The 13,613-nt window shown below is 59.8% G+C and carries 12 protein-coding genes; 7 read left to right on the forward strand and 5 right to left on the reverse strand.

What is annotated here, in order from left to right; translation table 11 throughout:
* Positions 1 to 456: integrase core domain-containing protein (locus E4631_RS23485; protein WP_166648100.1), on the forward strand; the 456-nt coding region annotated here is incomplete at its 5' end.
* Positions 457 to 530: 74 nt separating this feature from the next.
* On the opposite strand, the gene E4631_RS23490 is transcribed toward E4631_RS23485, so the two are convergent.
* The 4 genes from E4631_RS23490 to E4631_RS23500 form a co-directional block, all read right to left on the reverse strand.
* Positions 531 to 1,928: a sugar MFS transporter gene (locus tag E4631_RS23490; RefSeq protein ID WP_133657768.1), complete on the reverse strand. Its 1,398-nt coding sequence runs from the start codon at positions 1,926 to 1,928 to the stop codon at positions 531 to 533.
* Positions 1,929 to 1,995: 67 nt separating this feature from the next.
* Complete coding sequence (locus E4631_RS23495; RefSeq protein ID WP_133657767.1) at positions 1,996 to 2,490, reverse strand: hypothetical protein; 495 nt, start codon at positions 2,488 to 2,490, stop codon at positions 1,996 to 1,998.
* Between the two features lie 34 nt (positions 2,491 to 2,524).
* A complete protein-coding gene (locus E4631_RS26080; RefSeq protein ID WP_166648099.1) occupies positions 2,525 to 2,671 on the reverse strand; it encodes a hypothetical protein in 147 nt (48 codons plus the stop codon).
* Between the two features lie 20 nt (positions 2,672 to 2,691).
* The gene (locus E4631_RS23500) at positions 2,692 to 3,069 is read right to left on the reverse strand and encodes a hypothetical protein (RefSeq protein WP_135318650.1); all 378 of its coding nucleotides are present in this window, start codon (positions 3,067 to 3,069) and stop codon (positions 2,692 to 2,694) included.
* Between the two features lie 123 nt (positions 3,070 to 3,192).
* Here E4631_RS23500 and E4631_RS23505 point away from each other — a divergent pair, with 123 nt between their 5' ends.
* From E4631_RS23505 to E4631_RS27000, 4 genes are all read left to right on the forward strand, one after another.
* Positions 3,193 to 4,353 carry a class I SAM-dependent RNA methyltransferase gene (locus E4631_RS23505; RefSeq protein WP_133657765.1) on the forward strand — a complete coding sequence of 387 codons (1,161 nt, stop codon included), beginning with the start codon at positions 3,193 to 3,195 and terminating at the stop codon, positions 4,351 to 4,353.
* 181 nt (positions 4,354 to 4,534) lie between these two features.
* A complete protein-coding gene (recQ, locus tag E4631_RS23510) occupies positions 4,535 to 7,243 on the forward strand; it encodes a DNA helicase RecQ (RefSeq protein WP_133657764.1) in 2,709 nt (902 codons plus the stop codon).
* Between the two features lie 47 nt (positions 7,244 to 7,290).
* A complete protein-coding gene (locus E4631_RS23515) occupies positions 7,291 to 7,527 on the forward strand; it encodes a hypothetical protein (protein ID WP_133657763.1) in 237 nt (78 codons plus the stop codon).
* Between the two features lie 124 nt (positions 7,528 to 7,651).
* Positions 7,652 to 7,849 carry a type II toxin-antitoxin system RelE/ParE family toxin gene (locus E4631_RS27000; protein WP_317129146.1) on the forward strand — a complete coding sequence of 66 codons (198 nt, stop codon included), beginning with the start codon at positions 7,652 to 7,654 and terminating at the stop codon, positions 7,847 to 7,849.
* Between the two features lie 104 nt (positions 7,850 to 7,953).
* Here E4631_RS27000 and E4631_RS23525 read toward each other — a convergent pair whose 3' ends face one another.
* Positions 7,954 to 10,980, reverse strand: coding sequence for a leucine--tRNA ligase (locus E4631_RS23525; protein WP_133657762.1), 3,027 nt, complete (start codon positions 10,978 to 10,980; stop codon positions 7,954 to 7,956).
* A 252-nt stretch (positions 10,981 to 11,232) separates the two neighbouring features.
* On the opposite strand from E4631_RS23525, the gene E4631_RS23530 reads away from it, so the two are divergent.
* Both E4631_RS23530 and E4631_RS23535 read left to right on the forward strand, forming a co-directional pair.
* Positions 11,233 to 12,246 carry an ABC transporter transmembrane domain-containing protein gene (locus E4631_RS23530; RefSeq protein WP_133657761.1) on the forward strand — a complete coding sequence of 338 codons (1,014 nt, stop codon included), beginning with the start codon at positions 11,233 to 11,235 and terminating at the stop codon, positions 12,244 to 12,246.
* A complete protein-coding gene (locus E4631_RS23535) occupies positions 12,239 to 13,612 on the forward strand; it encodes an HlyD family secretion protein (protein WP_133657760.1) in 1,374 nt (457 codons plus the stop codon). The genes E4631_RS23530 and E4631_RS23535 overlap by 8 nt, the downstream gene beginning before the upstream one ends.
* Position 13,613: the final 1 nt, after the last annotated feature.

Below are 13,613 nucleotides of genomic sequence, written 5' to 3' on the forward strand. Positions count from 1 at the left end.
CTGTGCGCCTTTCAGGATATGGTCAGCCAGCAGGTGCTGGGCTGGCACGTCATGGCCACGATGCCGGAAGAGTTGATTACCACGGCCTTACAACGGGCTTTTTGGTCTCAGCCGCCCACGCCCGACTTGCTTGTTCACTCGGACCGAGGCGGGCAGTACTGCGGCAACGCGTACCGGCAACTGCTGCGCGACCACGAGGCCCAGCGCTCGCAGAGTCGCCGCGGCGACTGCTACGATAATGCGCAAGCCGAAAGCTTGTGGTCACGCCTCAAAACGGAGGTCCTCGAAATCCGCGAGCGGCCCGTTTTTGCCGACTTAGCTGACGCGCAGGTCAGCGTCGCCAATTATTTCGACTATTATAATCACGAGCGCCTGCACTCCACAATTGACTATCAACTACCGTATCACACTCACCAACAGCTTCTTCAACTTAATGCCCTAAACTGTCCAGCGTAATCGGACCACCCCCTAGCCCCCTCTCCACGGGAGAGGGGGCTAGGGGGTGAGGTGCCGTAAGGGCCGCCTACCCCTCACCGCACCCGATACCCGCTCACTGCATAAAACAACAAATAAGCATAGCACAGCGCCGGCACCAGAAAAGCCACCCGCAGCCCGCCGCCGCTGGTCGAAATAAAGCCCATAAGCGGCGGAATAATGGCCCCGCCCACGATGGCCATTATCAGATACGACGAGCCCTGCTTGGTGAAGCGGCCCAGCCCGGTGATGGCCAGCGGGAAGATAACGGGCCACATAATCGAGTTCATCAGCCCGCACAGCACGATGAGCCACAGCGCGGTCTCACCCTGGCTCAACACCGACGCGCCCACCAGCGCCACGCCCGCCGCGCACACCGCCACCAGCATAGCCCGGTTGTGAAACCGCAGCAACAGCGGAATGCCCAGCACCCGCCCCACCAGCGAGCCAAACCAGTACGACGATACTAGCACCGCGCCCACCGCTTTGGTAAAGCCAGCCGTGGTATCAATCGGCGAAGGGCTTTGGCCAAATAGCTCGCCCGCAAAGTTGGTAGCCACGTTCAGCCCCCGCACCAGGCTCTGGGTGAAGGGCGACAGCGCCCGGATGCCCTGGCTCTCGCCGTAGCGAATGAGGAAGGACCCGAGCCCTACCTCCACGCCCACGTACACAAAAATGGCCCCGATGCCGAATACCAAATGGCGGTAGCTCAGGGCCGACGTGCGGCCGACCGCCACGGGCTGGTGCTCCAACATTTCTTCTTCGGGCAGCGCATCAATGTCGGGCAAACGTAGCATGAAAAACACGCCCGCCAGCACCGCCAAAAAGCCCGCCAAACCCAGGTACGGCGCCTTTACCAGCTGCGCCTCCTGCGTCAGGCGCTGGGCGAGGGGTAGGGCCGCCAACTGCGCCTTCAGGGCCACCGAGCCGCCAAACAGCAGCAGCCCGCCCACCAGCGGCGAAATGGCCCCGCCAAAATTATTTGCTACCCCCACAATGCTCACCCGCGAGGCCGCCCGCCGCGCCGGCCCCAGCACGCTCACGTAGGGGTTGGCCGCCACCTGCAGCAGCGTAATGCCCGCCCCCAGCACCGCCAGCGCCGTCAGAAACAGCGGAAAAGCCCGCGTATTGGCGGCCGGCACAAACAACAGCGCCCCGCCCGCCATCACGAGCAGCCCCACCACGATGCCGCGCTGGTAGCCCAGCCGCTCCAGCAGCTTGCCCGCCGGTAGCGACATCAGAAAATACGCCCCAAAAAAGGCCGACTGCACCGCCGATGACTGCAAATCGGTCAGCTGGCACACGTCCTTGAGGTAGGGCATGAGCACGTCGTTGAAATTAGTAACTGCCCCGAAGAGCAGAAACAGCAGCGTCATGAGCACCATCGGCCCGGCGTAGGAGCGCGTGATAGTAGCCTGAGTAGAGGGGGTAGGGGTAGTAAAAGAAGTGGCCATACGGGGCGGAAGGTACAAAAAAAGCCGGCTTTGCGGGCCGGCTAGGGGTAGCTGTTCTTGTGTTTCATCAATCTTCGTCCGCGAACCAAGCTATACCGATTTTATCGATGTCACAGATGATAATGCCTGAATCAAATGTCGCCTCAGTAAATGATGTCCAAGAGCTTAAGCCAAGTTTAAAATCATTGTTTACTTGAGAGTATTCGTGTTCATTCCAGGTTGAGTTCGAAAAATATGCGGTTTGGTTACTAAATAAGGAGAACAACTTATCAGCAAATAATTTAGCCTCTTCAAGCGGCATTATTTCCGCGTCATATGCGAGGTCTTGATGTAGTAATCTAGCCAAAATATTACAGGCAGTTTCTCTGTCACTGATTTCGATTAAGGCTTTTTTAAAAGATTCTACTGAAGTTTTAGATGCCGGGATACATTCAAAATTCGGGAATTGCTTAAGAACGAATTTTTCCCACTCATCAGGTATTGGCTTTTCATAAATGACCAAGCAAGTAGAGTAGGCTGTTCTAGCAGTTTGTATTTCTTGTAACAACCTCTCTGTATTCATATGCTCAGTATCTGGGTATGGATTAGCTGAGAAATTAAGGCTTAATCCGCACAATTTTCCCGTCGCGCATCACCACGACCTCACTATTTCTCTGCCGCTTAAATTCCAGCATTCGCGCGTAGGCGATTTTCAAACCTGCTGCAATTTTCGCTTGGCGCTCAAACTGCTCTTCCAGATTCATAATAGCTTCTTAGCTGTACGTTACTCAAACGAAACGAATGCCTGCTTTATATAAAAAGGCGTTGCGTGCTGGGAGGGTGCTGCATAACTCAGCTTGACAAAGCCGCCGCTAGCCGCCACGAAACGAATGTCGTCGCCGGCTGGCAAGTCACTCGTTTGATAGTAAGCACCGAGCGGGCAATGATACGGGTTGTCTTTCACGTCATTCGTGAAAACTGAGAACAGAATTAGTTTTTTAGCGTGAACATCGGGCGCCGCGTACCCAAAAATTTGATGGTCTTCGCGAATATTTGCCACGAGGGTGAAGGACTTTGTTTTTCGGTTAATAACAGCCTTCGTCTGCGCCTGAGCAGACCCGGCTGCTAGAAGAAACAGCAGGATAGCAACAGACTTCAGCATGGTGGCTAGGGGGGTGGTTTTGACGTGGCGAAGATGCATCATTGGCCGCCAACTTGATGCGCGCCTTTGCTCGGTTATTAGTCAGGCTAGCGGGTACTGCCCGCCAGGCCCGACCTTTGCCGGATGCACCTTACCGCCACCACCCAGTTTGGCCTCGAAGAAGTACTGGCCGAAGAGCTGAGCCAGCTCGGCGCCACCATCGACTACGTAGGCAGCCGCGCCGTCGAGTTTAGCGGCGATAAAAAGCTGCTCTACAACGCCATCCTCTGGAGCCGCACGGCCATGCGCCTGCTGCGCCCCTTCGCCGATTTCTACGCCCGCGACGAGCGCGCCCTCTACGACGAGGTTTTCCAGATTGACTGGAGCCGCTTCATCCAGCCCGGCCAGACGTTTGCCATCACGGCCGTCGTCAATAAGTCGAGCTTCGAGCACTCCTTGTATGTGGCCCAGCTAACCAAAGACGCCATCGTGGACCAGTTTCGCGAGCGCACCGGCGAGCGCCCCAGCATCGACACCCGCAACCCCGACATCCGCATTCACCTGCGCATGCTCGAAAACGACGTGATTCTGAGCCTCGACGCGGCCGGCGACTCGCTGCACCGCCGCGGCTACCGCCAGGGCACCAATGAAGCCCCGCTCAACGAGGTGCTGGCCGCCGGCCTGCTGCTGCTCAGCGGCTGGGACCAGAAAAGCACGCTCATCGACCCAATGTGCGGCTCGGCCACCATCCTCACCGAGGCCGGCCTCATGGCCCAGCGCATCGCGCCGGGGCTGTTTCACCAGGGCAAGTTTGGCTTCGAAAACTGGCCCGACTTCGACGCCCAGCTCTGGGCCGACCTGCGCGCCGAGGCCGAAGCCCAGCGCATCGAAGAGCCGCAAGCCTACCTGGCCGGCTCCGACCTCGACCCGCGCGTGATTGACCAAGCGGCCGCCAACGTGGAGGCTGCCGGCCTCGACGAGTGCATCCGCCTGGCCGTGCGCGACGTGCGCGATGCCTACCCCCCCCAGGACCAGCCACCCGGCTTCGTCATCACCAACCCGCCCTACGGCGAGCGCATCGGCGAGGAAGCCCAGATGGACGCGTTGTACAAGACCATCGGCGACGCGCTGAAAACGAATTTCCAGGGCTTCGACGCGTTCATTTTTACGGGTAACCTGGAGGCGGCCAAGCGCATCGGTCTGAAGGTATCGCGCCGGATTCCGTTGTTTAATGGGCCGATTGACTGTCGGTTGTTGAAGTATGAGCTGTACCGGGGGTCGCGGCGGGCGCCGGCGCAGGCGTGAGAACGGCGCGGGTGTGAACCTCACCCCCTAGCCCCCTCTCCAAAAGAGAGGGGGGACTAATTTCTAGCTCTAAAATTGTAGCACTGTACTTTTAAAACTAGAAACTAAGGCTAGTTCCCCCTCTCTTTTGGAGAGGGGGCTAGGGGGTGAGGTTCACACCCGCGCCGCCTCGCCCTACCCCATGCTCACCCCACCTTCCTTGGGCAACGCTCAGGAGCACATTTTTACCACTACCACCCGCATCTGGGATAAGGCCAAAACCTACGCCCGCCAAAACCGCAAAGCGCCTACCCGCGCCGAAAACCTCCTGTGGCAACAGCTGCGTGCTTCGCGGCTAGGGGTCCGGTTCCGGCGGCAGCACGCTATTGAGTTCTTTATTGCCGATTTTGTCTGCTTGAGCCATAGGCTACTAATCGAAGTAGACGGTGAAATTCACTTGACGCCCGAGCAGGCAGAATACGATTCTGGTCGGACCTTCGTGCTAAAGGAATTAGGTTTTCACGAACTTCGTTTCCCCAACGACCAAGTGCTGCACCAGATGGACCACGTAGTGGCCACCATTCGGCAGCACCTGCAAACTATTACTAGCTCAGGAGCCCAATCACCAGGCTCCCCCTCTCCACGGGAGAGGGGGCCAGGGGGTGAGGTTCCCCCGAATACTATGCCCGAACTCGCTCCCGCTCCCCAACTCACCGCCGCTCGCCAGGCCCTCAAGCGCTACTACGGCTACGACAATTTTCGGCCCATGCAGGGCGACATCATCCAGCATATTCTGGGGGGTAGGGATACCGTCGTGCTCATGCCCACCGGCGGCGGCAAGTCGGTATGCTTTCAGATTCCGGCCGTGGTGAGCGAGGGCGTGTGCGTGGTAGTGTCGCCGCTCATCGCCCTCATGAAAGACCAGGTGGAAGCCCTGAAAGCCAACGGTATCGTAGCGGCCTACATCAACAGCAGCGTGGGCCAGAGCGAGGCCAATGACATTGCCCGCGCCGCCGTGAGCGGCCACCTCAAGCTACTCTACGTAAGCCCCGAAAAGCTGCTGAGCGAGGGCTTTTTGCAGTTCCTGACCCGCGTTAATATCAGCATCTTCGCCATCGACGAGGCGCACTGTATTTCGAGCTGGGGCCACGATTTCCGGCCCGAGTACACGCAGCTCGGCGCATTGCGCACGCACTTTCCGAGCGTGCCTATTATTGCCCTCACGGCCACGGCCGACCGCCTCACGCAGCGCGACATTCGCACCCAGCTCAACCTGCACGAGCCCAAGGTATTCCTGTCGAGCTTCGACCGGCCCAATATCAACCTGGTGGTGCGCCCCGGCCAAGACCGCATCGGCCAGATACTCGACTACATTCAGCGCCACCCCACCGAGGCGGGTATTATCTACTGCCTCTCGCGCAAGAGCTGCGAAACGGTGGCCCAAAAGCTTCAGCAAAAGGGTATTAAGGCCGGCTACTACCACGCCGGTATGAGCCCCAACCAGCGCGCCGAGGCCCAGGAGAAATTCCTGCAGGACGATACGCTGGTCATTGTGGCCACCATCGCCTTCGGCATGGGCATTGACAAGAGCAACGTGCGCTGGGTGATGCACTACAACCTGCCCAAAAACATCGAGGGCTACTACCAGGAAATCGGCCGCGCCGGCCGCGATGGCTCGCCCGCCACGGCGATGCTCTTCTACTCGTTTGCCGACGTCATGTCGATGCGCGAGATGGTGACCAAGGACGTGCCCGCCCGCCAAGCCCAGCTCAACACCGCCAAGCTGGAGCGCATGCAGCAGTTTGCCGAAGCGGCCAGCTGCCGCCGCCGCATTCTGCTGCACTACTTCAGCGAAGACCTGGGCCACGACTGCGGCAACTGTGACATCTGCCGCAACCCGCCCACGACCTTCGACGGCACCCTGCTGGCCCAGAAGGCGCTCTCGGCCAGCACCCGCGCCCAGCAGCGCGTGGCCATCAACCTGCTGATTGATATCCTGCGCGGCATGCGCAACCAGGCGGTGCTGCAAGGCGGCTACGACCAGCTCAAAACCTATGGCGCCGGCCAGGACCTGCCCTACCTCGACTGGTACAGCTACGTGCACCAGATGCTCAACGACGGCCTCTTCTACATCGCCTACGAGGAAGGCTACGCCCTCAAAATAACCGAGCGCGGCCAGCAGGTGCTGAAAGGCCAGCTACCGGTATCGCTCAAGAAATTCCAGGTGGCCGAAAAGGCCGACAAGCAAACCCGCGCCACCAAAAAGGCCGCCGCCGATGCCGCCGCAGCCGGCGCCGGCACGCCCGAAGCCAAGCTTTTCGAGCGCCTGCGCCAGCTGCGCAAGCAAATTGCCGACGAGCAAGGCGTGCCGCCCTACGTGGTCTTCACCGACACCACCCTCCAGGAAATGGCCCGCGAGCAGCCCACCAGCCGCGTGGCTATGCTCTCGGTATCGGGGGTAGGCATGAAGAAATTCGAAACCTACGGCGAGGCCTTCATCGAAGCCATTCTCCAGCACGGTCCGCCGCGCCCCGTGCCCAATGCCGAAGACGCGGAGGACTACGCGCCGGCGCCCCGCACTGCCACCCAAAAGGCTGCCGACCGCGACGTAAACAGCACCGAGGATACCACCTTCCAACTGCACCGCCAAGGCCTCAGCCCCGACCAAATTGCCGAGCAGCGCGGCCTGGTGGTGGGCACCGTGCGCGCCCACCTGGAGCGCGCCTACGCCAAGGGCCTCGACCTGCGCCTGCAAGACTTCCTTTCCGATTCGCAGCTGGCCGAAATTGCGGCCGCCCGCGCTCAGCTCGGCGGCGCACCCGCCCTGCGCGACTTATTCGACCACCTGCGCGAGAAATACGACTACTTCCAACTGCGGCTGGCGGGCATTTGGGCGCAGCGCAGGGGGTAGGGAGTAGCCACTGTGGCTACTAAAATCGCTTCTTTCTATCTTGTACTATGAGCCAAGTTATTCTTACCGTACCCGACGAGCAGCTTGCTCCCTTACTGAAGGTGCTGAAGGCGCTGCCCTTTGCCATCAAGACGAAGACCGTAGCCCCACCCAAGCCTAAGCAGTACACGCCCGCGCAGCAGGAGTGGATTGATGATTTCCGTGAGGCGCTCCACGAAGTGGAGCTGCATCAGCAAGGGAAGATTCAATTGCAGGACGCTCGCGACTTTCTGAATGAGCTTTAGAATCGTTATTACCGACAGCTTCCGCCGGCCCGGTAAGAGGTTGCGCAAGAAATATGCGACGTTCAAAGCCGATTTTGCCGCGCTGCTGGACGAATTAGAAGCGTAGCCGCAAGCTGGCGAGCCGCTGGGCCGCGACTGCTACAAGGTGCGCATGAGCATTGCCGCCAAAAACAAAGGCAAAAGCGGTGGCGCCAGGGTAATTACCTGCGTGAAAGTTGTCGGCGAAACGGTGTATCTGCTCACGATTTACGACAAGTCGGAGCAGGAATCAATTTCGGATAACGAGCGTGACGACCTGTTGCGCGAAAACGGCTTACTATAAAAAAAGAACGTCATGCTGAGCTTGTCGAAGCATCTCTACCACGCCGTTCAACGAGGCGGTAGAGATGCTTCGACAAGCTCAGCATGACGTTCTTTTTTTGCTTTTTACACTACCACATTCACCATTCTACCGGGCACTACCACCACTTTCTTGGCCGATTTCCCCTCGCCGAAGCGGGTGAGGAAATCTGATTCCAGAATAGCGGCTTCTATTTCGCCCGCCGTGGCGGTGGCGGCAAACTGGCGCTGGTCGCGCACTTTGCCGTTGATGGCCACGGGGTAGGTTACGTTGGCTTCGACTAGATATTCCTCGCGGAACTCGGGGTAGGCGGCGTGGCTGATGCTGCCAGACTCGTGGCCCAACGCTTCCCACAGCTCTTCGGCGAGGTGGGGGGCGAAGGGCGAGAGCAGCAGCACGAGCGGCTCCAGGATGGCGCGCTTGTGGGTGCCGAGGGCCGTTAGCTCATTCACAGCAATCATGAAGGTGCTGACGCTGGTGTTGAAGCTGAACTTCTCCACGTCTTGGGCCACCTTTTGGATGACTTTGTGCAACGCCTTCAGTTCGGGGGGGGTAGGGGCCTCGTCGGTCACGGCCAGCGCGCCGTCTTCGGGGTGGAAGAGCCGCCAGAACTTCTTGAGGAAGCTCGCCACGCCGCTGATGCCGTTGGTGTTCCAGGGTTTGAATTGCTCCAGCGGCCCGAGGAACATTTCGTAGAGACGCAGGGCATCCGCGCCGTATTTGTCAATTAGAACGTCGGGGTTTACGACGTTGTATTTTGACTTTGACATTTTCTCAACTTCCGTACCGCAGATGTAGTCTCCGCTAGAGGTCGTAATGAATTGAGCGTCTTTCCAATACTCGCGTGAAAGACGAAATTCATTTTGGTTTAAAACATCATTCTCTACAATGTTAACATCAACGTGCAATGGCGAAAAATGAGTGAAGTTCTCGCCTATTACTCTGGCATTAGAGCCAGGATATTTAATTGACATTTCATCAGCAATGCTTTGAATTTTCTGTCGAATGAGGTTGACAACTTCAAATTTGCTACTTGTTGTATTATAGAAAAGAGTATGTTCAACTTCATCAACATCGAACGGATTCTTCTCATTTTTATAATCGTCGCGAATTTTTTCAAACTCAGAAACTAAATCATAAGAAAGAAATAGCGGTGGTGCTTCTACACTTCCCACCCAGCCAACATCTACAGTTATTCCAAATGTATCCACCCGATAGACGAAATTCGACCGGCCCAAAATCATCCCCTGGTTTATCAGCTTCTGGAATGGCTCGCTGTGCGTGACTAGGCCCAAATCCTTGAGAAATAGGTACCAGAAGCGGGAGTAAAGCAGGTGGCCGGTGGCGTGCTCGGCGCCGCCCATGTAGAGGTCTACCTGGCCCCAGTACTGCTCGGCTTCCTCGCTCACGAAGCGGTCGGCGTTGTGCGGGTCCATGTAGCGGAGGTAGTACCAGCTGGAGCCGGCCCAGCCGGGCATGGTGCTCAGCTCGAACTCGTACTGGCCGCGGTATTTCCAGTCTTTGGCGCGGCCCAGGGGCGGCTCGCCGGTTTCGGTGGGCTTGTACTCGTCGATTTCGGGGAGCACGAGCGGCAGGTCGGCTTCGGCCACGCCGTAGGCGGTGCCGTCTTTGTAGTAAATCGGGATGGGCTCGCCCCAGTAGCGCTGGCGGCCAAAAATGGCGTCGCGCAGGCGGAAATTCACCTTGCCCTTGCCGAGGCCCTTCTCTTCGAGGTAGGCGATGAGCGTGGCGGTGGCCTCCTTGTAGGTGAGGCCGTTGACGATGCCCGAGTTGATGTAGCGGCCCTCCTTGGTGGGGTCGGCCTGCTGGTCGAGGTTCTGCTGGGCGTCCGAAATAGCCGGGATGGGCAGGTCGAAGTGCTTGGCGAAGAGGTAGTCGCGCTGGTCGCCGCTGGGCACGGCCATCACGGCGCCGGTGCCGTAGCCGGCCAGTACGTAGTCGGCCAGCCAGATGGGCACGGGCGTGCCATCGACGGGGTTTTGGGCATACGCGCCCGTAAACACGCCCGACACGTGCTTCACGTCCGACATGCGGTCGCGCTCCGAGCGGCGCTTGGTGGCGGCGATGTACTCGTCGACATCGGCGCGCTGGGCGGGGGTAGTAAGCGTATCGACCAGTTCGTGCTCGGGGGCCAGCACCAGGAAGGTAGCACCGTAGATGGTATCGACGCGGGTGGTATAGACTTTAATATCAGCGCCTTCGTGGCCCTGCACTGGGAAGGTGACCTCGGCCCCGATGCTCTTGCCAATCCAGTTGCGTTGCATCTCCTTCACGGCGTCGGGCCAGTCGAGGGTGTTGAGGCCCTGGAGCAGGCGGTCGGCGTAGGCCGTGATACGCAGGTTCCACTGCGGCATGAGGCGGCGCTCGACGGGGTAGCCGCCGCGCTCCGAGAGGCCGTCTTTGACCTCGTCGTTGCTGAGTACGGTGCCCAGCGCGGCGCACCAGTTCACGTAGGTATCCTGCTGGTAGGCAAGGCGATAGGGGAGGATGGCGGCCAGCTTCTGCTTCTCGGTGAAGCTCTGCCACTGGCCGGCCGTGAAGTCGTGGCGCTCCTCGTCGCCCCCGGCGGCGCGGATGCCGGTGCTGCCATTCTCGGCAAACTTGGCTTGCAGCGTGCTGATGTGCTCGGCGCGGTCGGTGTCGAGGTTATACCAGCTATTGAACAGCTTCAGGAAAATCCACTGCGTCCACTTGTAGTAGTCGGGGTCCGACGTGCGCACCTCGCGCTCCCAGTCGTAGCTGAACCCCAGCTGCTGCAGCTGCCGGATGTAGGTTTCGATGTTCTTCTCGGTGGTCACGGCCGGGTGCTGGCCGGTCTGGATAGCGTACTGCTCGGCGGGCAGGCCAAACGAGTCAAAGCCCATGGGGTGCAGCACGTTGCGGCCTTGCAGGCGCTGGTAGCGCGCCACGATATCGGAGGCAATGTAGCCCAGTGGGTGCCCCACGTGCAGGCCCGCCCCGGAGGGGTAGGGAAACATGTCGAGCACGTAGTACTTAGGCTTGCTGGAGGTGTTGTCGGCGCGGAAGGTATTGTGCTGCTGCCAGTGGTCTTGCCACTTTTTTTCGAGGTCTTGGGGGCGGTACGCGGGCATTTCTTGGCGGGTTTAAGCGCGCAAAGGTACGAAAGCCGGTAGCGCGGCTCGTATTCAAGGCCTGAGCGGCGCGTCCTTATTAAAGCCAGCTTAAAACGGTTTTAAAATGTGATTAAATCGGCGCTTAACAGGCAATTACTTCTAAAAAGGCGCAACAATTTTCACTTTAAATTCATTTAAGAGAGATTCTAAGCCCTGTCTGGGGTCCCGGACCGCCAGTAGTGGCGGCCCACAGCATGTGAATACGCACCAATGGCTTCTACTTCTAGTACCAACCTGCCGCCGCCTACCCCCTGGCAGCGGCTCACCCGCATGCTCGATACCGAGCGCGAGTCGATTCGCTACATCATCTTCTACGCCGTGTTGGCGGGCATTATTAGCCTCTCGCTGCCGCTGGGCACCCAGGCCGTGTTCAACCTGGTTTCGACCGGGGCCGTGTTTGGCTCTACCTACCTGCTGATTGCGGTGGTGGTGGGCGGAGTGCTGCTGGGCGGCATCCTGCTGGTGGGCCAGCTCACGGTAGTGGAAATTATTGAGCAGCGCATATTTGCCAAGGCCGCCGTGGAGTTTGCCTACCGGCTGCCGCGCATCCGGCCCGAGGCCCTGCAGGGCCAGCGGCCGGCTGAGCTGGTCAACCGTTTCTTCGATGTGCTAACGGTGCAGAAGGGCCTCACTAAACTCCTGATTGACATTATGTTTGCGGGACTGCAGGTGTTGTTTGGGGTGATTGTGCTGGCTTTCTACCACCCCATCTTTATTGCGTTCGGGCTGTTTACCATTCTGGCGCTGGTGGGCGTGTATGCCCTCAACTACCGGCGCGCTCTGCGCACGAGCATTGAAGAGTCGGCCCATAAGTATGAGATAGTAGACTGGCTGGAGCAGGTGGCCGACCACCTGCCCGAGGTGCGCCACAATGCCGCCGAGCAGCAGCGTGCCCTGGCTCGCACCGACGAGCTGACGGCCGCCTACCTGCACGCCCGCAACGACCACTTTCGGGTGCTCAAAAACTACTATACCTACGCCGTGGCGCTGCGCACGCTGCTCACGGGCGCGCTGCTGGTGGCGGGCACGCTCTTCGTGGTATCGCGCCAAATGACGCTCGGCCAGTTTGTGGCCGCCGAGGTAATTATCGTGCAAATCAGCGGCTCGATTGAAAAGCTGATGACCGGCGTAAGCACCATTTTTGACATACTGACGGGGGTAGAAAAGCTGGCCGCCGTTACTGACCTGCCCATCGACCAGCCCACCGCCGCCCACCATGCTTAACCTATCCAACCAAAACGTGGCCGAGGAGGTGTGGGAGCAAGCGGCCCGCCAGTCGCGCCCCGAGCTGCTGCGCTTTGGCGCGAGCCGGCGCCTGGCCCGCATCCTGCTGGTAATGGGCCTGGTGTTCCTGGTCGTCCTGTTTTTGCCCTGGCGCCAGACCATCTACGGCTCGGGCTCGCTCACCACCCTTACCCCCCAGGACCGGCCCCAAAATATTCAGAACCAGATTGCGGGCCGCATCGAGCACTGGAACGTGCGCGAGGGCCAGCTGGTGCACCGCGGCGACACGCTCATGATGCTCTCCGAAATTAAGGACGAGTACTTTGACCCCAACCTGCCCGAGCGCCTCAGCGAGCAGCTCACCGCCAAGCGCGGCAACGTGGCCGCCAACGCCGCCAAAATCGCGGCCACCGACCAGCAGCTCACGGCCCTGAAAACGACCCTGGACGTGCAGCTCGAATCGGCGCGCAACAAGGTGGAGCAGGCTGAAAACTACCTCAACAGCGACCGCGCCGACCTGGTAGCCATCAGCACCTTCTACGAAACGGCCAAGGCCCGGCTGCTGCGCTACGAGGAAGGCTACAAAAACGGCCTGTTTTCGCTCACCGACATCGAAACCCGCCGCCTCAAGCTGCAGGAAGACCTGGCCAAAGTGACCTCGCAGCGCAACAAGGTGGCCAGCAGCGTGCAGGGCTTGGCCAACGCCCGCATTGAGCTGACCAACCTGCGCGCCAAGTACGGCCAGGACCTGGCCAAAACTCTCTCCGACCGCAGCTCGGCCGTGTCGAGCCGCTCCAGCTCGGAGGGCGAGGTAGCGGCGCTACGCAATAAAATCAGCAACGTGCAGGTGCGCCGCGGCCTCTACGTGGTGCGTGCGCCCCAAACGGGCTACATCGTGCGCGCCCTCAAGGCCGGCATCGGCGAAACCATTAAGGAAGGCGAGTCGGTGGCCACGCTCCAGCCCGAGTCGCCGCTGCTGGCGGCTGAGGTCTACGTGCGGGCCATGGATGTGCCGCTCATTCAGCGCGGGCGCACCGTGCGGCTGCAGTTCGACGGCTTCCCGGCCATCCAGTTTTCGGGCTGGCCCTCGGCGGCTGTGGGCACGTTTGGGGGGGTAGTAACCGTGATTGACGTGGTGAGCAGCCCCGGCGGCAAGTACCGCCTGCTGGTGCGCCCCACCCAGCCGCAGCCCGGCGACCAGCCCTGGCCCAAGCAGCTGCGCCTGGGTTCGGGCGTGCAGGGCTGGGTTATTCTCGACTCGGTGCCCGTGTGGTACGAAATATGGCGGCAGCTCAACGGCTTCCCGCCCACCCTCAGCGCCGAGCCCGACGTGACGCCCGTGAAGGGCGAGGAAAAAGGCAAGTAAT

Origin of the sequence: Hymenobacter sp. UV11, from assembly GCF_004684095.1 — a bacterium.
Lineage (GTDB): Bacteria > Bacteroidota > Bacteroidia > Cytophagales > Hymenobacteraceae > Hymenobacter.